General features: G+C 72.3%; 19 protein-coding genes and 1 pseudogene. 10 read left to right on the top strand and 10 right to left on the bottom strand.

Features of this window, described 5'->3' with window-relative positions; genetic code table 11:
* Window positions 1-113 precede the first annotated feature (113 nt).
* Complete coding sequence (locus WMF19_RS19830; RefSeq protein WP_437900527.1) at window positions 114-863, top strand: lysophospholipid acyltransferase family protein; 750 nt, start codon at window positions 114-116, stop codon at window positions 861-863.
* 23 nt (window positions 864-886) lie between these two features.
* Here WMF19_RS19830 and WMF19_RS19825 read toward each other — a convergent pair whose 3' ends face one another.
* The gene (locus tag WMF19_RS19825) at window positions 887-1750 is read right to left on the bottom strand and encodes an SGNH/GDSL hydrolase family protein (protein WP_437900526.1); all 864 of its coding nucleotides are present in this window, start codon (window positions 1748-1750) and stop codon (window positions 887-889) included.
* A 160-nt stretch (window positions 1751-1910) separates the two neighbouring features.
* Between WMF19_RS19825 and WMF19_RS19820 the strand changes: the two genes are divergently transcribed.
* Together WMF19_RS19820 and dut are read left to right on the top strand one after the other, a co-directional pair.
* Window positions 1911-3290, top strand: a complete 1380-nt coding sequence (locus WMF19_RS19820) for a M50 family metallopeptidase (RefSeq protein ID WP_437900525.1) — start codon at window positions 1911-1913, stop codon at window positions 3288-3290.
* Between the two features lie 18 nt (window positions 3291-3308).
* A complete protein-coding gene (gene dut / locus WMF19_RS19815; RefSeq protein ID WP_437767805.1) occupies window positions 3309-3767 on the top strand; it encodes a dUTP diphosphatase in 459 nt (152 codons plus the stop codon).
* Here dut and WMF19_RS19810 read toward each other — a convergent pair.
* Both WMF19_RS19810 and WMF19_RS19805 read right to left on the bottom strand, forming a co-directional pair.
* Window positions 3764-4273, bottom strand: coding sequence for a LysR family transcriptional regulator (locus tag WMF19_RS19810; protein WP_437900524.1), 510 nt, complete (start codon window positions 4271-4273; stop codon window positions 3764-3766). The two genes, dut and WMF19_RS19810, sit on opposite strands and share 4 nt — an antisense overlap.
* A gap of 641 nt (window positions 4274-4914) precedes the next feature.
* Window positions 4915-5796, bottom strand: a pseudogene (locus WMF19_RS19805) (serine/threonine-protein kinase); the annotation flags it as partial.
* A 206-nt stretch (window positions 5797-6002) separates the two neighbouring features.
* On the opposite strand from WMF19_RS19805, the gene WMF19_RS19800 reads away from it, so the two are divergent.
* Together WMF19_RS19800 and WMF19_RS19795 are read left to right on the top strand one after the other, a co-directional pair.
* Entirely contained in the window at window positions 6003-8744 is a 2742-nt protein-coding gene (locus tag WMF19_RS19800) for a phosphoenolpyruvate carboxylase (protein ID WP_437900523.1), read from the top strand.
* Between the two features lie 151 nt (window positions 8745-8895).
* Window positions 8896-10095, top strand: coding sequence for a 6-phosphofructokinase (locus WMF19_RS19795; protein WP_272098891.1), 1200 nt, complete (start codon window positions 8896-8898; stop codon window positions 10093-10095).
* Between the two features lie 81 nt (window positions 10096-10176).
* On the opposite strand, the gene WMF19_RS19790 is transcribed toward WMF19_RS19795, so the two are convergent.
* From WMF19_RS19790 to WMF19_RS19780, 3 genes are all read right to left on the bottom strand, one after another.
* Window positions 10177-11055 carry an NmrA family NAD(P)-binding protein gene (locus WMF19_RS19790; RefSeq protein ID WP_437900522.1) on the bottom strand — a complete coding sequence of 293 codons (879 nt, stop codon included), beginning with the start codon at window positions 11053-11055 and terminating at the stop codon, window positions 10177-10179.
* Between the two features lie 135 nt (window positions 11056-11190).
* Window positions 11191-12198 carry an anion permease gene (locus WMF19_RS19785; RefSeq protein ID WP_437900521.1) on the bottom strand — a complete coding sequence of 336 codons (1008 nt, stop codon included), beginning with the start codon at window positions 12196-12198 and terminating at the stop codon, window positions 11191-11193.
* The gene (locus WMF19_RS19780) at window positions 12195-12812 is read right to left on the bottom strand and encodes a DUF47 domain-containing protein (RefSeq protein WP_437900520.1); all 618 of its coding nucleotides are present in this window, start codon (window positions 12810-12812) and stop codon (window positions 12195-12197) included. Before WMF19_RS19780 ends, WMF19_RS19785 begins: the two co-directional genes overlap by 4 nt.
* A gap of 124 nt (window positions 12813-12936) precedes the next feature.
* Here WMF19_RS19780 and WMF19_RS19775 point away from each other — a divergent pair, with 124 nt between their 5' ends.
* Window positions 12937-14742, top strand: a complete 1806-nt coding sequence (locus tag WMF19_RS19775) for an ATP-binding protein (protein WP_437900519.1) — start codon at window positions 12937-12939, stop codon at window positions 14740-14742.
* 45 nt (window positions 14743-14787) lie between these two features.
* On the opposite strand, the gene WMF19_RS19770 is transcribed toward WMF19_RS19775, so the two are convergent.
* The gene (locus WMF19_RS19770) at window positions 14788-15270 is read right to left on the bottom strand and encodes a hypothetical protein (protein WP_272098882.1); all 483 of its coding nucleotides are present in this window, start codon (window positions 15268-15270) and stop codon (window positions 14788-14790) included.
* A gap of 218 nt (window positions 15271-15488) precedes the next feature.
* On the bottom strand, window positions 15489-16031 hold the full coding sequence (locus tag WMF19_RS19765) for a peptidylprolyl isomerase (protein ID WP_437900518.1): 543 nt from the start codon (window positions 16029-16031) through the stop codon (window positions 15489-15491).
* A gap of 222 nt (window positions 16032-16253) precedes the next feature.
* Here WMF19_RS19765 and WMF19_RS19760 point away from each other — a divergent pair, with 222 nt between their 5' ends.
* Entirely contained in the window at window positions 16254-16904 is a 651-nt protein-coding gene (locus WMF19_RS19760) for a hypothetical protein (RefSeq protein WP_437900517.1), read from the top strand.
* A gap of 319 nt (window positions 16905-17223) precedes the next feature.
* Here the strand turns inward: WMF19_RS19760 and WMF19_RS19755 are convergent, their stop codons facing one another.
* Both WMF19_RS19755 and traA read right to left on the bottom strand, forming a co-directional pair.
* Window positions 17224-19110, bottom strand: coding sequence for an OmpA family protein (locus WMF19_RS19755; RefSeq protein ID WP_437900516.1), 1887 nt, complete (start codon window positions 19108-19110; stop codon window positions 17224-17226).
* Complete coding sequence (traA, locus tag WMF19_RS19750) at window positions 19107-21197, bottom strand: outer membrane exchange protein TraA family protein (RefSeq protein WP_437900515.1); 2091 nt, start codon at window positions 21195-21197, stop codon at window positions 19107-19109. Before traA ends, WMF19_RS19755 begins: the two co-directional genes overlap by 4 nt.
* Window positions 21198-21627: 430 nt before the next feature.
* Between traA and WMF19_RS19745 the strand changes: the two genes are divergently transcribed.
* From WMF19_RS19745 to WMF19_RS19735, 3 genes are all read left to right on the top strand, one after another.
* A complete protein-coding gene (locus WMF19_RS19745) occupies window positions 21628-22437 on the top strand; it encodes an SDR family NAD(P)-dependent oxidoreductase (RefSeq protein WP_437900514.1) in 810 nt (269 codons plus the stop codon).
* A gap of 377 nt (window positions 22438-22814) precedes the next feature.
* The gene (locus WMF19_RS19740) at window positions 22815-24215 is read left to right on the top strand and encodes an SBBP repeat-containing protein (RefSeq protein ID WP_437900513.1); all 1401 of its coding nucleotides are present in this window, start codon (window positions 22815-22817) and stop codon (window positions 24213-24215) included.
* 212 nt (window positions 24216-24427) lie between these two features.
* Window positions 24428-24556: a hypothetical protein gene (locus WMF19_RS19735; RefSeq protein ID WP_020736078.1), complete on the top strand. Its 129-nt coding sequence runs from the start codon at window positions 24428-24430 to the stop codon at window positions 24554-24556.
* Window positions 24557-24563 lie beyond the last annotated feature (7 nt).

Below are 24563 nucleotides of genomic sequence, written 5' to 3'. Positions count from 1 at the left end.
GAGCTCGGCGCCCCTCGGGGGTTGCTTGCCCGCCGCGTAAGGCAGGGCCTGCTCGGTCGCCGGCGCGCCACGCGATCCCCTCACCTTTCAGCGGAATCAGCGGGAAGAGAGCGATGAGCCTTCAGACGACGTTCATGGGAATCTTCGACACTGCCCGGATCTGCTTTCCGACCGTAGTGGACGCGATGATCGGGCGTGTGACCCTCGAGCGCTGCGATGAGCGGCTGGACTGGTGGGCGCGCAAGGTGCTCGAGGACGCGGACGTGGATCTGGTGGTGCGCGGGCGCGAGAACGCCTCGGGCGCGCGGCCGTTCGTTGTGATGTCGAACCACCAGAGCCTCTTCGACATCCCGGTGGTGTTCCGGGCGATCCCCGGGCGGCTCCGGATGATCGCCAAGAAGGAGCTGTTCAACGTGCCGATCTTCGGCCAGGCGATGAAGGCGGCCGGGTTCATCCGGATCAACCGGGGCGATCACGTGCAGGCCAGCGCGAGCCTGCAGGTCGGCGCGTCCATGCTGCAGGACGGGACCCGGGTCTGGATCGCGCCCGAGGGGACGCGGAGCAAGACCGGCGCGCTCCTCCCGTTCAAGAGCGGCGGCTTCCGGATGGCGATCGAGACCAACACGCCCATCCTCCCGGTGGCGATCGACGGCACGCGGCACGTGCTCCGGGCGAAGGATTTCGTGGTCCAGGAGCACCACCGGGTGGTTGTCACGATCATGCCGCCGATCGATCCGGCGCCCTACGGCGCCGGGGGCCGCAACCGGTTGATGCGGGACGTGAGGGCGGCGATCGCAGGGGCGCTCGGCCACGATCCGGGGCTTGTCCACCGCGGCGCGGGCGTCGCGACGTCGCCGGCGTAGGGCGCCGGCCGGTCAGCTCGGAGTCACTCCGCCCGCCGCTCCGACACCTGCTCGCCCCGATGGGCCGCGCTCTCCGGGGCGTCCGCGCGGGAGCGGTGCTCCTCCGGCGGAGACGGCCGGAGCGCCCAGGGGCTGCGCTGCGGCGCCGCTGCGCCTTCTTCCCCGCTGGCCGGAAGGTGCTCCGCCGTGAGCCAGCTCCAGAAGGCCTCGGCCCAGCGCGCGCCGCCCACCTCGTTCGGGTGGATCTTGTCCTTCTGGCGCGGGAGGGGGCCCGGCACGAGCGCGTCGGAGTCGAAGAAGCGGCACGGGGCCGAGTTCGTCCGGATCACGTCGATGATGCCGGTGTCCTTGCGCCAGAGCGGCGGCGAGACCCACACGCACGGGCGGCCGCCGATCGCCTTGACGATGCGGCGGATCGCGCCGGCGTGGGCCGGCGGGTTGACGTTCTCCACCTCGTTGGCGCCGAGGCTGATGATCACGAGGTCCGGCTGGTAGTTCGCGACCAGGAGCTCCATCCTGGAGGCCCACGTCACCGTGTACGAGCTCGTCTCCGCCTTCACCGCGTAGCGCACGCGGTGCTCCTGCATCCGCGGGCGGAGCGCCTGCGCGAAGCCCGCCACCGCGAACGAGTCGCCGACGTGGAGGACCGCCGTGTTGGGCGGGACCTCGAACGCGGGCGGCGCTGCGGCCGGCGGCGCGGAAGCGGCCTCGACCGGCGCGGAGGCCGCGGGCGGGCGGGCGGCGGCCGGCGCGGAGGCCTCGGACGGCGGTGCGGGCGCCGCCGCAGCCCCGGGGGACGGCGCGGGCGCCGGTGCGGCCCCGCACGCGATGCCCGCCGCGGCAACCCCGGCGAGCGCCCATCTACTGACCCGGATCTCCCTGCCCATGCTCGCTCCCGACGCCGCTTCCGCGCGGCCAGGAAGGGGCACGGCGCGCCCCGATGGGCACGCGCGCGCGGCTGCGCGGAAGATCGCGGCGCACTCTACGGCCGGCCGCGTCCGCACGGCAATCATTGAGCGAACGGCCCGCACGGCTTATTACATGCGCATGAGCTTCCGTCTGTTTGGAGTCTCGGTCGACGTCCAGCTCGGGTTCTGGCTCTCCGCCGCCCTGCTCGGGTACGGAATCCTGGCCAGGCAGCAGTACCAGACGTTCCTCGTCTGGATCCTGGTCGTCTTCCTGTCGGTCCTGATGCACGAGTTCGGGCACGCGCTCGCCATCAAGCGGCACCGGATCGAGCCGGAGATCACGCTGCATTTCATGGGCGGGACCACGACATGGCGCTCGCTCCTGCCCGTCGGGCGGCTCCAGCACGTGCTGATCAGCCTGGCAGGCCCCTTCGCCGGCTTCCTCGTCGCCGGGCTCCTGCACCTCGTGCTCAGCTACACCCCGGCGCTCTACGCCCTCCCGGCCATGCTGCTGAGCGGGATGGAAATGCTCATCACGGTCAACGTGTGGTGGGGCCTCCTCAACCTGATCCCCGTGCTCCCGTTCGACGGCGGCCACGTCCTCGAGCACGCGCTCGGCCCGAAGCGGGCCCGGCTGACGGCGGCCATCTCGGGCGTCGCCGCCGTGGTCCTCGCCATCCTCTTCCTGAGGGCGGGGTTCTTCTTCTTCTCCTTCATCCTCGTCATGTCCGCGTTCCAGAGCCTTCAGCGGTTCCGCGCCGAGCCGGCGGCGCCGTCGCCCTCCATGAACCGCCGGCGCGCGGAGCTCCAGGAGGAGCCGATGCCGCCCGAGACGGCCGTGCTGCTCCAGCGGGCGCGCCGGGCCTTGGAGGACGAGCGGACGGGCGAGGCGATGGCGCTCGCCGCCGAGGTGCTCGCGCAGTCGCCGGCGCCGCCGAAGCGCGCGCTCCGGGAGGCGCACGAGCTCGTCGGCTGGTCGCACCTGCTCCTCGGCGACGCGAAGCGCGCGGGGGAAGCGGTCGCGCAGGCGCGCAAGCACGGCGAGCCGGACCCGGCGCTTGTCGGCGCGGTGCACCTCGCGCTCGGGGACCTGAAGCAGGCGCGGAAGGCGCTCGAGGCGGCCCGGGAGGCCGGCGACGACCGGAAGGAGGTCGCGGGCCCGCTGATCCGGGTGCTCGTGGAGCAGGGCGAGGTGGCGCGGGCCGCGGCCGTGGCGCTGGACATCGTGGAGCAGCTCTCGGAGGACGACGCGCGGCGGATGGCGGAGATCGCGTTCGAGCGCGGCGCGTTCGACTGGTCGGCGCGGCTCTATGAGGCGATCTTCCGCCGCGTGGGCCTCGGCGAGGACGCGTACGGCGCGGCGCGCGCGAGCGCCAAGGACGGGAACCTCGAGGGGGCGATCGAGCTGCTCCGGCGCGCGGTGGAGGCCGGGTTCTCGGATCGGGCGCGGGCGTGGTCGGACTCGGCGCTCGAGGCGCTCCGGGGCTCGGCGCTCGAGGCGGTGCTGCCGCGCCCGTGACCGGCTAGGCTCCGCCGCGTGCGCATCCAGGTGCCTTTCCTTCGCGTGGGGCCGATCGAGGTCCCTCCCCCCGCCTACCAGTCCGAGGGAGCCGTCGGGCTCGATCTCTGCGCGGCCATCGAGGCGCCGGTGACGCTCGCGCCCGGGGAGCGGAAGCTCGTGCCCACGGGCTACGCGGTCGCCCTCCCCGACGGCCACGAGGGGCAGGTGCGGCCGCGCTCGGGGCTCGCGCTGCACCACGGCGTCACCGTGCTGAACAGCCCCGGGACGATCGATCCGGACTACCGCGGGGAGATCAAGGTCGTCCTGATCAACCTGGGCGCGGCGCCGTTCACGGTGCACCGCGGCGATCGGATCGCCCAGCTCGTGATCTGCCCGGTCGCCCTCGCCGACGTGGTCCTGGTCCCCGCGCTCGCGCCGACGGCGCGCGGCGCGGGCGGCTACGGTTCGACGGGCGTGCGGCGTGAGGAGCCCTAGCTCCGCCGCTCGCTCACGACGAGGTCGGCGCCCTCCGGCCGGATCGAGCGGAGGGCGAGGTCCGCCTCGTGCCGGGTGAGATCGAGCACCCGGACGGACGCGTCGAGCTCGATGCGGATCCTGGGGTGGCGGGCGCGGAGGCGCGGGAGCCTCCGGGTCACGAACGAGTCGGCGAAGCCCGGCGCGACGCTGAGGCGGACGACGCCCTCGGCGTCGGCCTCGGCGCCCGAGGCGTCGCGCGCGAGGCGCCGGTGCGCGGCCTCCATCGCCTCGGCGGCGGGCAGGACGAGCTCGGCGACGCGCGTGGGGACGAGGCCGTCGCGGGTGCGGTCGAAGAGGCGCGCGCCGAGCGACGCCTCGAGCGCCGTCAAGCGGCGGCTGACGGTGGACGTGTCGAGGCCGAGGCGCGCGCCCGCCTGGCCCAGGCTCCCGTGCCGGTGGACGGCGAGGAAGACGCGGACATCGTCCCACCGCGTGTCGCCCAGGTCCTGCGGCTTCGCGGGCATGGGCTGCGCTAGCGGTCCGACGAGAACAGCCGGAACACCGCGATCCCGATGCCCAGGACCACGAGGCCCACAGCGACGTGGAAGAGCCCGATCGGGCCCACGCCGATGCGCTGGCCGTCGAAGAGCAGCGACGCGGCCGCGAGGTCGAGGAGGGTGATGACGACGCCCGCGCCGGCGAGCCGCACAGGCAACGCGAACATCGCCATGAGCTCCGCGGTGCTCGGGCTGGGCCGGGCCGGCGCGCGCTCCATCATCGGGGGCGGCATCCTCGACGGCGAATAGGAAGGCCTCGCGAAGGGCGAGGGCGCGGGCGGAGACCAGTCGAGCGCGAGCGGCACCACCGGCTCGGTGGGGAGGCTGTGCGGCGGCAAGCGGCTGCCGCCGCGCTCCGGCAGGTGGAGCTCCCGGGCCGCCTCCGTGAACGCCGCCGGCGCCGCGAGGCCGGTGCTCTGGAGGAGATCCTGCGACCGCGTCGACCCAGGCGACGAGGGCGACGCGGGCAGCACCGAGGAGCGGGCGCGCGCGGCGGGCGGCGCGTGGCTCCGGCTGGGCACCGCGATCGGCGGAGCGCTCCGCGGCAGCCCGAGCGCCTGCTCGACGTCGTCCCAGAACGCCCCGATGTCCCGGAAGCGCTCGCGCGGGTCCACCGCCAGCGCCCGCCGGAAGGCGGCCTCCAGCGCGTCGGGCACGAAGATGCCCTCGCTCCTCGGCGTGGGGCGGCGCTTCTCGTCGAGCACCGTGCCCATCATCGCCACGTGATCCCCGCCGATGATCTCGCGGCCGGCGAGCGCCTCGACGACCGTCACGGCGAGCCCCCAGACGTCGGTCCAGGGGCCCGTCTTGCCGAAGCGCTTCGGCGCCCACTGCTCGGGCGCCCCGTAGGCCGGCGTGAACGCCGTCGAGAGGCCGCCCGACGTGGTGGCGGTCTGGCCGGCCATGACCGTCGCGGCGTCGCGGGCGCGGGCGATCCCGAAGTCGAGGATCTTGACGACCTCCGCGCCGTGGATCTGGGCGAGGAAGATGTTCGCCGGCTTGAGATCGCGGTGCACGACGCACGTGGGGCCGCTCGGCCCGGGGAAGTGGTGCGCCGCCTCGAGCGCGCGCGCGACGGGCGCGAGCAGCCGGATCACCTCCGCCGGCGAGAGCTGCGGCGCTCCGATCGCCGCGCGGGAGGCGATGTGGCTCGCGAGCGTGCGGCCCTCGAGCCACTCCAGCGCGATGAACGGCACGAAGGCGCCGGTCGCGGCCGAGATCACGTCGTGGTGCAGCGGCCTGACGACGGCAGGGATCGCGGCCGACAGGCGGAACAGCAGTTCCGCTTCCTCACGAAATTTTTCAAGAAACTGCACGCGCAGCTGCTCGGGCAGCGTCGCCGGGACCTTGAGGCACTTCAGCGCGACCGGCGCTCGAAAAGCCTCGTGGTACGCCCGATAGACGACGCCGAACCCACCTTCGGCGACGACCCGCTCTACCTTGAACGCCCCCTGGGTCGTGCCGACGATCCCGAACACATCATCGGCCATCCGCCGAGGGTACACGAGCTCGACGAGGCTTCGAAAGGGCGCGGATGAACGGATGATGCACGGACCGTGCTCGCACCCCAGCCCACCCGGCGGGTCCCGAGGAGCGCCCCCCGCCCCGGGGGCCCGCCCCCCTCGAGGCCACGGACCATCCGCCCAGACCACACTCGGTGGTCCGTTTTACGCCGCATCGCGCTAGGCTGGCCGCCATGCCGCCCCGCCGTCGTGAGGTCGATCGACCTCTTCGCAAAGAAGTTCGCCTGCTTGGACGCCTGCTCGGGGAAGTGTTGATCGAGCAGGAGGGAGAAGAGCTCTTCGCCATCGAAGAGCGCATTCGCACGCTGGCCATCCGTCGGCGCCGCGGCCCCAGCGACGGCCGCGCGCACGCGGCCGCGGAGCTCAGCAAGCTGCTCGCAGAGCTGCCCCACGATCGCCTCGAGCCCGTCATCCGCGCGTTCACCGTCTACTTCCGGCTCGTGAACCTCGCGGAGCAGCACCACCGCATCCGCCGCGCGCGCGCGTACGCGACGGATCCCGGCGCGCGGCCGCAGCGCGGCTCGATCGAGGCCGCGATGCACACGCTCAAGAAGGCCGGCGTGCCCGCGGAGCGCGTTCGCGCCGCGCTCAGGACGCTCGACGTGACGCTCACCCTCACCGCGCACCCGACCGAGGCCGCGCGGCGCACGGTGCTCGAGAAGCTCTACCGCATCGCGAAGAACCTCGAGGAGCGCGACCGCTGCCAGCTGACGCCCGACGAGTCGGCGCGCAAGCTCGCCGAGATCCGCGAGGAGATCACCGCGCTCTGGCAGACCGACGAGGTGCGCCGCGATCGCCCCACCGTCGGCGACGAGGTGAAGAACGTCGCCTGGTACATCGAGGAGATCCTCTGGGATCTGATCCCCGATCTGCCCACCGTGATCGGGCGCGCGTTCGAGGCCGCCTACGGCGAGCCGCTCGACGCGGAGATCGCGCCGCTCCGGATCCACTCGTGGGTCGGCGCCGACATGGACGGCAACCCGCTCGTCGTGCCCGCCGTGCTCGAGGACGCGCTGTTCGCCTACCGCATCCGCGGGCTGCGCCGGCTCATCCGGGCGGTGCGCGACCTCGGCGGCGCGCTGTCGCAGTCGGTCCGGCACGTGACGCCGCCGCCCTGGCTGCTCGCCTCGATCGAGGAGGACGCCGCCGCGATGCCCGAGGTGGCCGCGCACTTCGGCCCGCGCACCGAGGGCGAGCCGTGGCGCCGCAAGCTGCACTTCATCGAGGCGCGCCTCACCGCCACGCTCGAGCACGCGGAGCACGGCCGCGCCGAGGCGCGCGCGCGCTCCGGGCAGGGCCCCGCGCGCGAGGGGCGCGCGTTCGTGCGGCCCGAGGAGCCGGCGGTCGGGGCCCCGTACCGCGAGCCCGCGGAGCTCGAGCGCGACCTGACGGTCGTCGCCGACAGCCTGCGCGCCGCGCGCTGCGCGAGCTCGGGCGAGCGGCGCGCGCGGGCGCTGCTCACGCAGGTGCACGCGCTCGGGTTCGCGCTCGCGGAGCTCGAGATGCGCGCGCCGGCCGAGGACGCGCGCGCCGCGGCGGCCAGCGTCGCGGAGGGCCGCGTCGAGCCGGCGCAGATGACGCCCGAGGCGCGCCGCGTGTTCGAGGCGCTGCAGCGCATCGCCGCGGCGCAGCGCGACGGCGGCGAGTCGTCCTGCCGCACGCTCGTGCTGTCGATGACCCACAGCGAGGACGACGTCCTCGCCGCGCTCGCGTGCGCGAAGGCCGCCGGGCTGTGGGACGAGGCGCGCTCGTGCGCGCGGATCGACGTCGTCCCGCTGTTCGAGTCGCTCGCCGCGCTGAACGACAGCGCGAGGATCCTGCGGGCGCTGCTCGCGCACCCCGAGTACCGGCCGCACGTCCTCGCGCGCGGCGTGCAGGAGGTGATGATCGGCTACAGCGACTCGGGCAAGGAGGTCGGCCTGCTCGCGGCGAGCGCGGCGCTCCGGCGCGTGCAGGAGACGCTGCCGAAGATCGCCGCGGAGGCGGAGCTGCCGCTCCGCGTCTTCCACGGCCGCGGCGAGTCGGTGGCGCGCGGCGGCGGACCGGCGCACCAGGCGCTGCTCGCCCTGCCGGCCGGCAGCGTCGGCGGCCGCTACAAGGCGACCGAGCAGGGAGAGGCGCTCGACCACAAGTACGCCCGCCCCGAGCTCGCGATGCGCACGCTGGAGATCATGCTGAGCGGCGTCCTCCTGCACACGCTGGGCGCGCAGCCGCGGCCGCCCACGGCGTCCGAGCTGCGCTACGCCGCGGCGTTCGACGAGCTCGCCGAGACGGGCCGGCGCGCCTACCGCGGGCTCGTCTGGGAGGAGCCCAAGTTCGTGGAGTTCTTCACGGCCGTGACCCCGATCGACGAGATCGCGCGCCTGCCGCTCGGCTCGCGCCCGAGCAAGCGGCGCGCGGGCGGCCTGGAGTCGCTGCGCGCGATCCCGTGGGTCTTCGCGTGGACGCAGAACCGGGCCATCCTCCCCGGGTGGTACGGCGTCGGCAGCGGCCTGGAGGCGATGGGGCAGCGCCCCGAGGGCGCGGAGCTGCTGAAGGAGATGATGGCGTCGTGGCCGTTCTTCCGGGCGGTCATCGACAACGTCGAGATGGTGCTCGCGAAGGCCGACATGACGATCTTCGCGGGCTACGCGGAGCTCGCGCCGGCCGCCGCGCGCAAGGCGGTCGCGCCGCGGATCATCGCGGAGTACAAGCGGACGCGGTCGTGGCTCAAGCGGCTCACGGGCAACCGGCGGCTGCTCGAGGGCAACCCGACGCTCCAGCGCTCCATCTCGCTGCGCAATCCTTACGTCGACCCCCTTTCATTCCTGCAAGTCGAGCTCCTGCGGGCGAGCCGCGGCGGGGACTCGGGGCGCGATCGCTCGCTCCTGCTCACGCTGAACGGCATCGCCGCCGGCATGCGCAACACGGGGTGAACGGCGCGCGCGCGGAGCGCCACGCGGCGCGGCGCGCTCGCTCGACGCCGCGCGGCGCCGTCGTCCAACGCCGGGCGTCGTCAAACAACGCGCTCGAACGTGTGACAATCGCTCAGCCAACCTCGTCGTCGCGTGGTAGAAGGCCGGCGCCATGACCAGCATCGTCGAGTTCGGACGTCCCGACACCCTCCCGGCATCGGACAAGCGCCTGCTGCTCGTCTTCGACGGCGGCAACGCCCCTGGCTACTCCTCGGTCGCCGTCGCGCTGACGGAAGAGGCGGCGCGGCGAGGCTACGAGGTGTGGGCCGCGACCGAGGGCTTCCGCTCCCTGACCGCGGACGCGCGCGCCCAGCCCCAGTTCGAGCGCCTCATCATGAGCCGCCGCCAGCGCTACGACCTGCTCGCGCAGGGCATCCCCGCGCGCTCGATGGGGCGGCGCGTGCTCGACGCGGGCAGCGATTTCCGCAGCGAGCGCTACTCCGGCTTCCTCGATCGCGAGAAGCGCAAGCAGGCCGCCGCGACCTTCAAGGCGCAGGGGTTCACGCACCTCATCTGCGTCGGCGGCAACGGTACGTTCGAGGGCATCAAGGCGTGGCTCGACGAGTTCGAGGTGCGCCCGCAGGCCGGCTTCGTGAACGTCTCCATCGACAACGATCTGGAGGGCGATCGCGCGATCGGCTTCCTGTCCGGCGTGGAGACGGGCGCGACCATCGCGCGCGGGCTCTACGAGGACGCCTACACGCACAAGCGCATCTACATCCTCGAGATGATGGGCAACCGCAGCGGGCGGCACGCGCTGCACTGCGCGGTGGCTGCCCGGGCGCACCTCATCGTGCTCCCCTTCTTCCGCTTCCCCCAGGACGTGCTGAGCGAGCTCGCCGACGGCCTCAAGCGCGCCGACTACGCGCTCGTGATCGTCGCCGAGGGCTACGAGGCCGAGCGCCGCCGCAAGGAGCACCCCGGCGTGTCGGCGAGCGACTACCTGAAGATGCAGCTCGAGGGCGCGGGCCTCCGCGACTCGCCGGACAAGCGCGTGATCGCGGAGCCTTTCAGCCGGTACATCCGCGGCATCCGCCCCGCCTTCCTCGACGTCTCGGCCGCCTTCCTCAAGGGGTCGCTGCTGCTCGCGGCCTTCGACGAGGGGCGCACCGAGGTGATGCCGTACGTGCTCGCCGCGAACGACGTCGGCGTGCTCGACTTCGCCTCCATACGTCGCGAGGACGGCGTGGAGCGGGCGTTCCTGCCGCTGCTCGACCGGCTCGACCTGAACCGCTTCAAGACCTGGATCCTCGACCACTTCATCAGCCTCGGGGCGGCCCGACCGAGCCGCGCTCCGTCGCACGTCGGATGAGCTCCGCCCCCGCGCGGGCCGGGTGAGCCCGGCGCGGGCCGGGTGGACCACGCGCCGGACCGACGCGACGCCCTCGCAGCTTCACGCGACCGCTCGGGTCAGCGCGCCCGCGAGGTGCTCGCGCGCCCAGTCCTCGAACCGCCGCCACCCGACCTCCGGGTAGGCGGCGTGGAGCGCCCCGAGGTCCACGCCGTGGCCGACGCGCGTGAGCCAGCGGAGCATGGCCGTGAGGTCCTCGCTGCGCGCGCGCACCTCGGCGAGCGGCACCTCGGCGTAGCGGATCTCGCGGCCGGCCACGCGGGACAGCGCCGAGACGGCCTCGGCGCCGGTGAGCTCGTCGGACGCGAGCTCGATCCGGCGCCCGAGGAAATCGCCCCGGCGCTCGAGCACGAGCGCCGCGAACCGCCCCACATCGTCCGCCGCGATCTGCTGCAGCGGGCAGCCCGCCGGGAGCGGGGCCGCGTACACGCCGCGCCGGAGGCCGAGGAGCGCCGCGGGCGCGAGCAGACTCTCCATCAGGCAGACCGGGGCGAGGATCGTGCAGGGCACGCCGATCGCGGTGATGTACCGCTCGACGGCCGCCTTGCTCTCGAAGTGGGGGACGCCCGTGCCCCGGTCGGCGCTCGCGACCGACGTGTAGACGAGGTGCGCGCCGCCCGCCGCCCTCGCGGCCTCGGCGGCGGCGAGGCCGAGCCGCAGCTCCGCCTCGGCGGCCGCGAGCCCGCCCTCGAGCGGCGAGCCCATGGCGAAGACCGCGTCGACGCCGGCCGCCGCGCGCGCGATCGAGCGGGGCTCGTCTGCGCTGCCCTGAACGATCTCGACGCCGAGCTCGATGAGCCGCGCCGCGGTCGGATCGCCAGGCCTGGCGGAGAACGCGCGCACGCGGTGCCCGCGGGCGAGCAGCGCCCGCGCGACCGCCCCTCCCGGCGCCCCCGTCGCCCCCATCACGAGCGCCCGCATGGTCGCGCTATGGAGATCCGCGGCGCGCTTCGGAAGTCCCAGGGCGCGCCGCGAGCGCCGCCGCCTGGCGCGCGAGCGAGGCGCCGGCTCGCCTGCGTGGCGCCACGCCGCGCGGCGCCGCGCTCGCCTGCATGGTCAGGGCTGGCCGCTGATGACGTTCGCGATGGTGTAGGCGACCGCGGCGAGGGCGGCCGAGGCGGGGATCGTGAAGATCCAGGCCCAGACGATGCGCCCGGCGACGCCCCAGCGGACCGCGGAGATGCGCCCGCTCGTGGCGCCGACCCCGACGATCGCGCCCGTGATCGTGTGGGTCGTGCTCACGGGGATGCCGAGCGCGGTGGCGCTGAACAGCGTCGCCGCGCCGGCCGTCTCGGCCGCGAAGCCGCCCACCGGCTTCAGCTTCGTGATCTTCATCCCCATGGTCTTCACGATGCGCCAGCCGCCGGAGAGCGTGCCGAGGCCCATGGCCGCGTGGCAGACGAGCACGACCCAGAGCATCGGCTTCGGGTCCTTGCCGCCCTCCTGGAGGCCCGCGGAGATGAGGAGCGCCGTGATGATGCCCATCGTCTTCTGGGCGTCGTTGCCGCCGTGCCCGAGCGAGTAGGCGGCGGCGGAGAGCAGCTGTAGCCGCCGGAACCGGGAGCTCACCTTCCCGGTCGTCCAGCCCCGCGCGAGCCGCCGGATGGCGTGCATGAGCGAGAACCCGATGACAGCGCCCAGCAAGGGCGACACCAGGATGAACGCCGCGGTCTTGCCGAAGACCGTCGCGTCGAGCACCGACAGCCGCCCCGCGCTCTTCACCGCCGCCCCGGCGAACGCGCCCATGAGCGCGTGCGACGACGACGACGGCAGCCCCCACCACCACGTGAGCAGGTTCCAGATGATCGCGCCGAGCAGGCCGCCGAGGATGACGTTCGGCGTGATGAACCCCGGCTCGACGCCCTTCGCGATGTTCCGCGCGACCGTGGGCTCGAACAGCGCGAACGCGATGAAGTTGAAGGCGGCTGCCCAGAGCACCGCGGTGCGCGGCGACAGGACGCGCGTCGAGACGACCGTGGCGATCGAGTTCGCGGCGTCGTGAAAGCCGTTGATGTAATCAAACACCAGCGCGATGATGAGGATGGCGAGGATGTAGGTCGTCATGCGTGCTCGAGCACGATGCCCTCGATGATGTTCGCGACGTCCTCGCAGCGGTCGGTCGCGTGCTCCAAGAGGTCATAGATGTCGCGCCACTTCATCACGAGGAGCGGGTCGTTCCCCTTCTTGAAGAGCGCCGCCAACCCGTTGCGGTAGTGCCTATCCGCCGCGTTCTCGATCTTGTTGATCTCGACGCAGAGCTCGAGGAGGTTCGGCTGTTTCTTCAGATCCCTGAGGGACTGGATGGCGGAGCTCATGACGGTGCACGCGTCGACGACATCCTGCGCGAGCAGCCGCGCGTCCGGCAGGGCGCTGGTGATCTCGAAGAGCACGAGCCTCACGCTCGCCGCCTCGATGCAGTCGAGCACGTCGTCGAGGCGGGTGATGAGCGCGTGGATCTCCTCGCGATCGAGCGGCGTGATCCACGTCTGGTGGAGAGCGGCCAAACACTCGTGGGTGATCTTGTCGGCCTCGTCCTCGAGGTCGGAGATCCGCTGCACCAGGGCCGGGGCTTCGTCGAGCCTGTCGAGCATCTCCAGGAGGAGCTCGCTCGCTGCGACGCTCTGCCGCGCGTGGTTGGCCAGCGCGTCAAAGAAGACTGCGTCACGGGTCAATCCCATGGGGCCGGGCGTTTACCCCGTTTCCCCGCATCACGTCAACGAGTCGTCATGGGACGGACAAAACCAGGTAACCTAAGGATCTTCGCCCACGTCGCGCGCGGCGTGGGTCCGGCACGCGGGTGACATGGGTATAAGAAGCAAGCTCATCGCGTTCGCGGTGGGGATCGCGATCCTCGCGGCGTTGGTGTTCGACGGCTATGTCCTGAAGACGCTCGGAGCAGAGCTCTCGGCGCAGACGGAGGCCAACCTGGCGACGCGGACGGCGCTCGTCACCGAGGTCGCCGCGAGATCCGTCGACCTCGCGGCCGAGGCGCCCGCCCTCGCGGCGGCGCTGTCGAAGGTCACCGGGGCGCGCGTCACGTTCATCGATCCGCAGGGCACGGTGCGGGGCGACTCGTCGGTCGCGCCGGAGGGGCTCGGCCAGCTCGATACGCACGCGACGCGCGACGAGGTCGCCGAGGCGCGGCACGTGGGCACGGGGCACAGCGAGCGCGTGAGCAAGACGACGCGGATGCGGATGCTCTACGCCGCGCAGCGGCTCGATCGCCCGGACGGGCCGTGGGTGGTGCGGGTCGCGTTCGAGCCGGTCGCGATCGATCGCAGCCTGTCCGCCGCCAGCACGCGCGTCGTGGAGGGCACGATCCTGGCCCTCGCGCTCGCCGTCGGCGCGGCGCTCGCCGGGGCGCGCGCCCTCTCCGGGCGGCTCGTCTACCTGACGGGCGTCGCGCGGGAGATGCGGGCCGACCTGGGCCGGCGCGCGCGCATGCAGGGGCGCGACGAGATCGCCACGCTCGGCGGCGCGCTCGACGACCTCGCCGAGAGCCTGGAGCTGTCGCGGCGCGAGCTCGGGGGCGAGGGCGAGCGCTTCGGCGCGGTGCTCGAGTCGATGCGCGAGGGCGTGCTCGTCACGGACGAGAAGGGGGACATCACGCTGGTCAACCCGGCGCTCTCGCAGCTGCTCGGCATCCGCAGGGACCCTGTCGGTCGCCCGCCGCTCGAGGTGCTGCGCTCGTCGAGCCTGCACGAGCTGCTCGAGGAGGTCGCGCTCGCGCGCGCGGCGGCGACGCGCGAGATCGAGATCGCGCCCGCGGCGCCGGGCGCGGCCGGGCCTCCTGGGCGCAGGATCCTGCTCGTGAACGCCGCGCCGCTCGCGCTGCCGGCGCAGAGCCGCGGGGCGGCGGGGGTCGTCGCCGTCTTCTTCGACGTGACGGAGCTGCGGCGCATCGAGGGCCTGCAGCGCAACTTCATCGCCAACGCGTCGCACGAGCTTCGCACGCCGGTCGCGTCGATCCGCGCGAGCAGCGAGACGCTGCTCGGCGGCGCGCTCGACGACCCGGAGGCCGCGCGCGATTTCGTCGAGGTGATCGAGCGGAACGCGACCCGGCTGCACCGGCTGGTGGACGATCTGCTCGACCTGTCGCGCATCGAGGGCGGCGAGCGGCCGCTCTCGCCGGGCACGCTCGACCTCTCGGTGCAGGCGGAGGCCGCGGTGGCGCTCCTGCGCGGGCGCGCCATGGAGAGGGACACCGACGTGAAGATCGACGTGGCGCAGGGCACGCTGGTCGCGGCGGATCCGCGCGCGCTCGACCAGATCTTGACCAACCTCGTCGACAACGCGATCCACCACACGCCGAACGGCTCGCACGTGGTGGTGCGCGCGCGGGCCGCGAACGGGCGCGTCGTCCTGGAGGTCGAGGACGACGGTCCGGGCATCCCCCCGGTGCACCAGGCCCGCGTCTTCGATCGGTTCTACCGGGTGGATCCGGGCCGCTCTCGCGCGTCGGGCGGCACCGGGCTCGGCCTGTCCATCGCGAAGCACCTCGTCGAGGCGATGAGCGGCGACATCACGGTGACCACCGGCGCGGCCGGCGGGGCGCTCTTCCGGATCACGCTGCCGGGCGCGTCAGCTGGCGCCGCCCAGAAGAAGTAGGCCGGCGGCGGCGCTGGAGCCGGCCTCGCCGAGGCGGGGCGGGAGCTACGGCGCGCAGGCGGTGCGGCAGGAGTCGAACGAGCTCTGGCACGCCGCCGGATCGGCGAGCGCGGGCAGGCCGCCGTCCGCGGGGAACTTCGGCGTGAGGCAGGTCTGGAGGATCGACTGGCACTTCGCGGCGCACGCCGCGAGCTTGGCCGAGAGCGCCCCCGCGTCGGCCGTGGTGGCGGTGCCGCCGTCCGTCGGCGCGCCCGCGTCCTTCGGCGCGCCCGCGTCAGGCTTCGGGGCCGCCGGGGCGGCAGGGGTCGGGGCGGCCGTCGTTGTCGCTGGAGGCGCGGCCGGGGTCGGCGTCGCGGCCGGCGCGGTCCCGGTCGCTGCGGGCGGCGGCGCCGTCGCGGTCGGCGCCGTGACGGCGCCTGGCGCCGGGGTGACCTCCTCCGGCTCGTCGCTGGATTTGCACGCCGCGATCAGCAGCGCTGGCGAGGCGATCATCACGGCGAAGGCGGCGAGGAGCTTGTGAGCGCGCATGGGAGCTTCATGCTGCGCCTCCGCCGGGAACGCAACCCTTGCGCGCTCGGCCCGCGAGGCGCCGCAGCGAGGCGTGGCTCGCCGCGGCGCCGGCCCGCGAGGCGCCGCAGCGAGGCGTGGCTCGCCGCGGCGGCGTGACGAGGCGTGGCCCGCGAGGCGAGGCCTCGCGCGGGCAGGCAGCGAGGTCTCCGGCGGGAAGCTCGCTCTCGGCAGGAGGGCTATTCCGTCCGGAAGATCACGTGGAAGCCATAGCGGGTCTCCACGACGTCGCTGAGCTGCTGGATGTCGAGCTCGAACGCCGCGTCGGCGAAGGGCGGCAGGACGTCGGCGCGCTCCACGGTGCCGAGCGAGCCGCCGCGCGACGCTGCGCCGGCCTCGTCGCTGTACTGCGCCACCACCTCGCCGAAGTCGGCGCCCCCACGGATCTTGTCGCGCGCCTCCATCGCGCGCAGGCACGCCTCCTCGCGTGTGCGCGTCGTGCCCTCGGCGCGATCGGCGCCGGCATAGCGGACGAGGATGTGCTTCACGCCGATCCGCGGCGGCTCGCCGGGGCGGGCCTGCCGCGGCGCGCTGGCGGCTGCGAGGCACGCTGCGGCGCTCGAGGCGCTCTCCTCGGCACGGGCGGCGCTGTCCGGAGCGACGTGCGGCGCCGCCTGAGGGGCGCTGCACGCGGCGGCGAGCGCCGCGCCGAGGAAGGTGAGGAAGGCGAGGAAGGCTAGAGGAGCGGATCGCTCGAGCTGGCGGATCGCGCCGCGAAGCATAGCCAGGCGTTCACGAGATCGGAACATTGGATGGGGCGATCGCGGCGGTGGCGACGGGGCGTGGCGGCCCGGTGACGCGCACGGCGTCAGGCGCGGATCCCCCCCGAGCAACCTGCGAAAGGCGGCGTGCCGCCGGGTCGGCCGGCGTCCCCGGTGCACGTCGGCTGCGTCCATGATGCACGGGGTTTGCATCGCGCGTCGCATCGCTGGTAAGAAGGCAGCATGCAGCGCCTCCTCCTCTCGGCGGCCCTGGGTGCCGCGCTCATCGCCGGTTGCAGCACCGCTTTCCGAGACAAACGCACGCCTTCCGGCGAGTTCTGCAGCGACATGCACGTCGTGCCGGCGGGCCAGCTGCCCGATCGCGAATACCATCGCCTTCAGCCGATCGCGAGCGATCCGACGGCCCGCACGGAGGCGGAGCGCCTCGAGTCGCTCCGCAAGGCCGCGTGCGGCGTCGGCGGCGACGCGGTCATCGAGGCGGTCAACGAGGAGATCCGCACCGAGGACGGCCGCTATGCCAGCGTCGCGAGCGGGACGGCGGTGATCTGGGTCCGCCGCACCGAGGGAGAGGCGAAGCCGTTGACGTTGCATCCGGCGACGCCGCCCGCCGACTCGGCCGCGCCTGCCGAGCCGGAGGCGCCGCCGGCAGAGCAGCCTGCTGCTCCTCCTGCTGCATCCGACGAGCCGTACGATGACTCGCCCGCGCCTGCGACCTCGGCCAAGCCGGGCAAGCCGGGGGCGAAGCCCCTGTCGTCCACCCCGCCGTCGTCGGCCAAGCCGGCCTCCTCTGCCGCGCTGCCGACGCCCGCCCCGTCGTCGTCGGCCAAGCCCGCCACGTCATCGGCGCCCGTGAAGCCCGCGCCGAAGAAGTAAGCGCACCAGACGACGTCAGCGCCGCGCGCGGCCTCCTACCTGACGTCCAGCTCCCCTCTCCTCCCCGAGGCGCTCGCGATCGAGCGACGCCTGCTCTTCTCGCATGCGCGCTCGACCACCATCGAGCCCCCTTCCATCAATCTCCGTAGGCCCGAGGAGGGAGCGGCCTTCGCGCAGCGCGCGCAGGGCCGATGTCTGAGCCCAAATGACAACGCTCCTCCGGCGTAGCCGGAGGAGCGTTGTCCCAGGCGAGTTCGGCCCTGCGTGCGCTGCGCGAAGGCCGCTCCCTCCTCGGGCCGGGCCCCGGATCGACGCCCTCCTAGCGACTCCCCCCGCCTCCAGGAGCAGGCGGCTGGGTCGACGAGGACGGCGCGGGCGCCGGCGCAGGGGTACCGGATCGCGGCAGCACGCCCGTATTGCTCGGAAGACCGCCCGCGTTGCCGCGGTTCGGCAGCGGCGCCGCACCGCCGGGCGCCCCGCCTGAAGGCGGAAGAGCGGATCCGCCGCTCGGCAGCACGTTCGACTTGAGGACCCCCTGCCCCGGCAGCGTGCCCTGATTCGGCAGCGTGCCCTGGGTCTTCTGCGGCAGCACCCCGCCGGACGGCAGGAGCTGCTCGCCCCCCTCGGGCGCTCCGGTGAGCGGCTTCGCCCCCGCGGCGCCGTAGCGCAGGATGCGGAAGACGACGCGCCGGTTCTTCGACGTCATGAACTGGCAATCGGGCGACAGCTGATCGTCGTGCCCCTGGCAGCCGGTGTCGTCGTAGATCGGCTGCGTGTGCCCGTAGCCGACCGCCTGGAGCCGCGAGGGATCGACGCCCTTCGCGATCAGGTACGCCATGACGCTCGCCACGCGGCGCTGGGACAGGGCCATGTTGTACAGGTCGGTCGCGCGCACGTCGGTGTGGCCCTCGATCCGCACCTCGCGGATGTCGGGGTTGTCGATCAGCACCTGCGCGACCGCTTCGAGGGTCGAGTTCGAGTCCTCGAGGATGATGTCCTTGTCGGTCGCGAAGTGGACCTGCTCGGTGATCACGATCTCGTCGCCCCGGATGAAGGCGAGCGGACAGCCGTCCTTCCCGTGCGGACCGGCGGGCTTGTCGGGGCACTTGTCGTCGCGATCGAAGATGCCGTCGCCGTCGGTGTCCAGGTCCGGACAGCCGAAGTTCTCGGGGCTCCCGGGCACGTCGGGGCAGCGGTCCGCGGCGCCGATGAGGCCGTCGCGATCCGGATCGTCGTTGTCGCGCTGCTGCAGGCGGTTGATCTCCTCCTGCTCCTGGGACGTCTTCGGCTGCCACGTGATGACGTTGAAGAAGCGGATGGAGGGCGCGCCGAAGCCGCACGCCGCGCCGAAGCTCCCGCCGAAGGTGATCGTGATGCCGTGCTTGGTCTGCCAGCGCAGCCCGAGGAGCGCCTCCGCGGGGATCTGCCCCGGGTCGTCGGGGTAGCTCGTGAGCGAGGGGTAGCCGTACACCTCGCCGATGACCGACAGGCCCCAGCTCTGAACGACGTACTGCTCGGCCGCCACGCCGAACTGCGCCATGTCGCCGACGCGCACGCCCGCGAACTGGTTGTCGGGCCGCAGCCAGATGCCAGCGTTCGCGGCGAGGAGCAGCCCGAAGTTGAACCGGTAGTCGCCGATGAGCGTCGCGCCGCCGCTCAGCGCGCCGTCGCTGGTGAACGCGTTCTGGTCGCCCGTGGGGAAGTTGAGGTTGCCCGCGATGGCCATCCCGAACCCCTCCTTGACCTGCTCCTTCCGGTTCAGGTACGGGAGCGAGATCTTCGTGGACAGGCGGAGATCGCCGACCGAGGAGCTCTTGACCGACCCCTCGGTGCCGAAGCGGCGGAGGTTGCCGCCCTCCTGGAAGAGGACGAGCGGCATGGTCATCGTGACGTCGAACACGTCGAAGAAGCCGATGCCCGCGAGCAAGGCGAGCTCGAGCCGCCCGGAGATGGCGTCGACGGCCTGCCTCGTGTCGTCGCCCGCGACGAGCAGCACGAGCGGGTCGGCCGCGATGTCGCTGTAGAGGCCGACGGTCGGCGAGAGGTTCCCGATGACCTCCGACTTCTGGACCATCACGAGATCGCGCGGGGCCGCAGCCGGGCGGAAGACCTGGGCATCGAAGCGCCCCTCTTCGGCGAGCGCGGGGCCCCCGGCGAGGAGCGCCGACAGCGCGAGGAGCGGGGCGAGGAGCGGACGCGTTCTCACGAGGCACCTCCGCTGCGCCGGCGGCGCTTTCGCTCGAGCAGCGCCAGCGCCGCGAGGGCGACGAGCCCGGCGGCCCTCGGGTCGGCGCCCTTCTGGCCGACGACCGAGACGCTGCAGATCTCGGCGAGGGTGCCGCCGCACGCGACGTTGTCGGGCATCGGGCCGAGCGCGCACTCCTTGGCGTCCGCCTCGTCGGTCCAGCGGCAGTGCTCGTTGCCGAGGCAGTCCAGGTTCGACTTGCAGGAGACGTCGCAGGTGTTCGTCGCGAGGTCGCAGGTGTTGCCGCACGGACACTGCGTGTCGGCGTAGCACTCGACGCACTTCTCGCCGTCGCAGTGCGGCGTGTCCTCGGCGCAGGTCGCCATGCACCCCGGGTCGCACTCGTGGGTCTCGCGGTTGCAGGTCGTGCCGGCGCACTGCTCGTCCGACGTGCAGCGCACACAGACCGCGACCTCGGAGAACTGTCCGAAGCAGAACGGCGTGTCGCCGCCGCAGCTCTCGCAGCGCGGCCCGCAGCGCCGATCCTTGACGCACTCCTTGCACTCGCCGCTCAGGCAGTACTGCCCGTCGGCGCAATCCATGTCGTTGCGGCACGCGGCGCACGCCGTCCCGACGGGCCCGGGGAGGCAGAACGGCACCGGGGGCGACTGCGGGTCGTTCGGGTCCTCCGGGTGCATGCAGTCGACGCAGCCCTCGCCGCAGCAGTTCGGCTGCGCGTTGCTCGGGATCTCGTCGACGCAGTGGCCCGTCGGAGTGTGGCACTTCTTGCCGTCGGGGCACTCGTCGTCGACGAGGCACTCGACGCACATCGCGACGCCGCCCGGCTCGACCGCGGCGCAGTTCATCTGGGCGCCGCTGATGCCGTTCGGACAGCAGTTGCAGGAGTTGCCGGCGCACCGATCCGCCGTGTCGCACGGGACGCAGGAGTGCTCGACGCAGATCTCGCCCCGCGGGCAGTCCGGGTCGATGTTGCACTCGTACTCCTCCTTGCACTCGTGCGACTCGGGGTCGCAGACGAAGCCGTCGCGGCAGTCCTCGCTGGTGCGGCACTCGGCGCACGCGCGGCTGCCGTTGAGATCGATGCAGAACGGCGTGTCGTTCAGGCAGCGCGAGCACGACTCGCCGCAGTGGAGCGCCGTGTCGCACGGGGCGCAGAGGGCGGCCTCGTTGCAGTAGTAGCTCCCAGGACAGCCGTTGTTGTTGGGCAGGCCGACGAACCTGCGCTCGCACTGCTGGCACTGGTCCAGATCCGGGAACGACGGCGAGCCGGCCAGCGTCTGGAAGAACTGCGCCGGCCGGAAGACAGTGAAGCCGTTCTCGTTCAGCTTCACGGGATCCACTTCCGCAGCGCGGTGGAAGTCATCGAACTCCCCGACGAAATAGGACATCTCGAGCGCCGCGTGCTCGGCGATCTCCGCGTAGTTGATCTCGAGCGGGTACAGACCTGGCTTGTCGAAGGTGACGGTGTTCGTGAGGCGCCAGACCGGCAGGCCGAGCTCCGCCGGCTGGAGAAGGACCACCTTCTCGCTCGTGACGGCATCGTAAAACGCGAGGCTCACGGCATCGTCGGCGTACAGGCCGAAATGGACCGGCTTGCGGACGAGCTCCTCCGTGACGGCCAGGAACCCGCGAATACGGGAGCCATAGACGATTTTCGTACGGTCAGGGCGATCGTCCCACGGGAAGCTGCAGCCGCCGATCCCGCAATCCGGAGACATCGGCCTGAAGTCGCCGAAACTCCGCGGGGCGTCCTCGTCGCCGGGGTCCTCGTCGGCGGCGTTGTTGTTGCTCAGATCAAGGAGCGTTCGAATGGTGTACTCGAGGCGATCTTCCTTGTGATCGTCGATGAGTTTATTGGTTCCTCCTATGAAGTCGTTCATAAAGAGGTTTGCCGGCGTCTCTTGCGGCCCGCTCGGGATGACCGACGCGGCGCAGAGCCCGGTGCCCTCGACCTCCGGCAGCTCCTCAAGAGCGGGCGCCGAAACGACGACCGGCTGCGGCGTCGGCTTCTCCACCTGCGCATGCACGGGCAACGGCAACAGCGCACACAGGGCGGCCGTGGCCAGCTCGACGCATCGAATGCGCATGACTCGCTCGCGGGTCCGCTGCGCTGCCCGCGGGTCCTCAGCACCCGAAGTCGAAAGCACGCTTCACAGGCTAGCCGCTGCGCGCAGCGTTCTGCAAGAAGAAGGCGGCAAAACGCCCGCTCCTGATGTAGGGGACGGTCCTCTACCACCCGATGCTCCGACGTCCCCTGCGTGTGGGACGGCCGGCGAACCGCGCGGGCGATCGATCGCGCCGCGGTGGGCGGCATGAGCCACTGTGACAAGAACGCCACGAAATCGACCTCTCGCGCGGCGTCGGGGGCCGCCCGTGCTGGATGACGCACCCATGGCGTTCTGATCGTCGTGGCGCGGTGCGGCGAGCAGTCCGGCGGTAACGGCCGTGGCGCGCCCGTACGCCAGGACCAACAGCCCGCTCGCGATCAAGGGCGGCGCGGCGTAAAGGATAGCGTCCATGATCATGACCTCGGGCCTCGCCATCGTCACAGGCGCCTCGTCCGGCATCGGCGCGGAGATCGCACGGCAGCTCTCGGCGCGCGGGCAGCCGGTGCTCGCCATCGGCCGGCGGGCGCACCGGCTGGAGGAGCTCTCCGCGCAGGCGGGCGCCGCCGGGCACGCGCCCATTCACCCGCTCGAGCTCGACGTCACCACCGAGGGCGCAGCCCTCCGCGTGCGGGATCGGGCGCGCGAGCTGGGCGGCGCGGCCTGGCTGGTCAACAACGCGGGAACGACGCGGCTCGGGCCCTTTCTGGAGGGCGACCCGGCGGCGCTGGCGATGCTGGTGCGACTCAACTGCGAGAGCGTCGTCGCGCTCTGCGCGGCGATCGTCCCCGACCTGGTCGCCCGCGGCGGAGGGCGCGTGCTCAACGTCGCGTCGCTCGCCGCGTTCCAACCGACCCCGGGACATGCGGTGTATGGAGCGACCAAGGCGTTCGTGCTTTCGCTCTCGGAGAGCCTGGCCGTGGAGCTCGAGGGGACCGGCGTCACGGTGACAGCGCTGTGTCCGGGGCCGGTGACCACCGAGATCTTCGACGCAGGTGCGCCCGGCGTGCCGCGCAAGAAGATGCCGTTCGAGCTGACCGCCGAGCACTGCGCGACCTACGGCATCGCGGCGGCGGATCGTGGCGATGTGGTCGCCGTCCCGACCGCGTTGAGCAAGGCAACGGCCCAGCTCTCCCGCGTCCTCCCTCGCGCGGCGCTACGCCGGCTCTCGGCACGAATAGGGCTCTCGGTCCTCGGCTATGGCGCTCGGGCGCGAGGCTAGGACGAGAGCCCGGCTCTTCCGGCGAGGCATCCAGACCAGGCGCCGGCGCGCCTCGTCGGCGTGATAGACTCCGCGCTAGCGTCGGAGACCTTGCCATGCGGCTTCCGGGCGCGCACGAGCCCATGCAACGACAAGCACAACCTTACAGACTCGCTTCCCTCCTCGGCCTGGCACTGTGCGCCAGCGGATGCGCGCTGCTGCTCGGCCTCGATGGGTTCTCCGATCAGGCGCCGGGCGGCACCGGCGCCGGCGGTCTGGGGGGTTCTGCCCCCACGGGTGCTGGCGGCGCGGGAGGCTCCGGGGGTGAGGCGCCCCCATGCACTCCGGACGCTTCGGAGGCGTGCTACGCCGGTCCGCCGGTCACCAGGAACGAAGGCGTGTGCCGGGAAGGAACGCGCACCTGCGGCGCCGACGGGACCTGGGGCGCTTGCGAGGGCGAAGTCCTGCCCGCGGTGGAGCGCTGCGATGCCGCGGACGATGAGAACTGCGATGGGCTGGAGTGCATCGTGTGGGCGGCCGCGTATGGGCAGACCGGAGACGTCCACCCCATGGGCATCGCGAGCGATGCCGAGGGGAACGTGTTCGTCAGTGCCGCCTTCTTCGGTACCATTACGATTGGCGATGAAACATTCGCGTCTGCCGACACAACAGACGTGCTGCTCATGAAGCTGAGCCCGGCCGGAGATGTCCTGTGGGCCAGGCAGTTTGGGGACCGCTCTGCGGACAATCCATGGGGGCTGGCCGTCGACTCTAAGGGCAACCCGGTCGTGGCCGGCCAAACCACCAGCGGGGCGATCGATTTCGGCGGCGGACCGCTCCCGAGGGGCGCGTTCATCGTGCGACTCGATTCATCGGGCGAGCACATCTGGAGCAAGGGGCTGGGGGGCGGCTACGATGCCTCGATCCATGCCGTTGCAATCGACGCCCGTGACAATGTCATCGTTGCAGGATCGTTCGCTCAACCGATCGACCTCGGCGGCGGGCCGATCCAGCCCGACGAGGGCGAGGACATCATCGTGGCGAAGCTCGATGGTGCCACGGGCCTCGTGACCGCACCTGGCTGCTGGGCGAAGAAGTTCGGCGGCACAGGGGCGCAGGGCCCCAACGCCGTCGCTGTGGACCGATCAAGAAACATCTTCGTCGCCGGCTGGACCAGCGGAGCTATCGACCTCGGAGGGGTGTTCGACGTCGAAAACAACAGCTTCGTCGTGAAGCTGACGCCATCCGGGGCTCCGGCATGGGTCAGGAGGCTCGGCGAGCCCTTGTCCGTGCAGACGGCAGGTATCGCCGTGGACGCGTCGGGGCGACCTGTCGTGGCTGGCCATTACTCGCGAGAGCTGCGGATAGAGCCATATACTCTGACGGCTTCCGACGGGCTCGATACCTTCGTTGTGCAACTCGAGGCTGATGGCGACGTTGGATGGGTGAGTGCGTTCCGCGGCGACGGCAGTCAGTCGGTGAGCGGAGTTGCTCTCGACCCCGATGACAACATCGTCGTTGCTGGACAAGCCGAGAATCAGATTGACTTCGGCGACGGCCCGCTAATGGTGAACGATACCCCGGGCTTGGTCGCCAAGCTCACGCCCGACGCAAAGCTCGCATGGCATCGCCTCCTGGGTAGTCGTGTCGCCCTGGACGCCGTCGCGACGTCCCCGGACGGAGCGACGCTTGTTGCGGGCTGGACCAAAGCGGTGGACGCCGACTTCGGTACAGGCCCCCTCCCCGGGACGGGCGACGGGATCCTGCAGCGCCTCGTCATCGCCAAGCTGGGCCGGTAACAAGAAACCGCCCGGTGGGCGGGTCTCCGCATGGCCCGAGGCCTTCGCGTGGCGAAACGCCACGGTGTGGCGCGCGCGCCGGAATGCTACGGCCCGATCGAGTGGGACCATCGGTTCCCCGCGCGCAGGTCTCGCCTTCCCTTGGCCGTCCGAGATGGCACCCACGTTGCTTCGCTCGTCGAACACCCCGACACGGGGCCGGAGGTCATTCGATGAGCAAGATTCTGCGTGGGATTGCGGCAGGCTACGGCGCGAAGAAGCTCGGCGGCGGGTGCTTCAGCACCATCCTCATCTTCGTCCTGCTCTGGTGGGTGCTCGGCCACTTCGGCATCTTCCGCTGAGCGCCGC

Origin of the sequence: Sorangium sp. So ce124 (assembly GCF_051525235.1) — a bacterium.
Lineage (GTDB): Bacteria > Myxococcota_A > Polyangia > Polyangiales > Polyangiaceae > Sorangium > Sorangium atrum.
The sequence above is the reverse complement of the archived record's forward strand: the minus strand, read 5'-3'. Positions and strand labels throughout refer to the sequence as shown.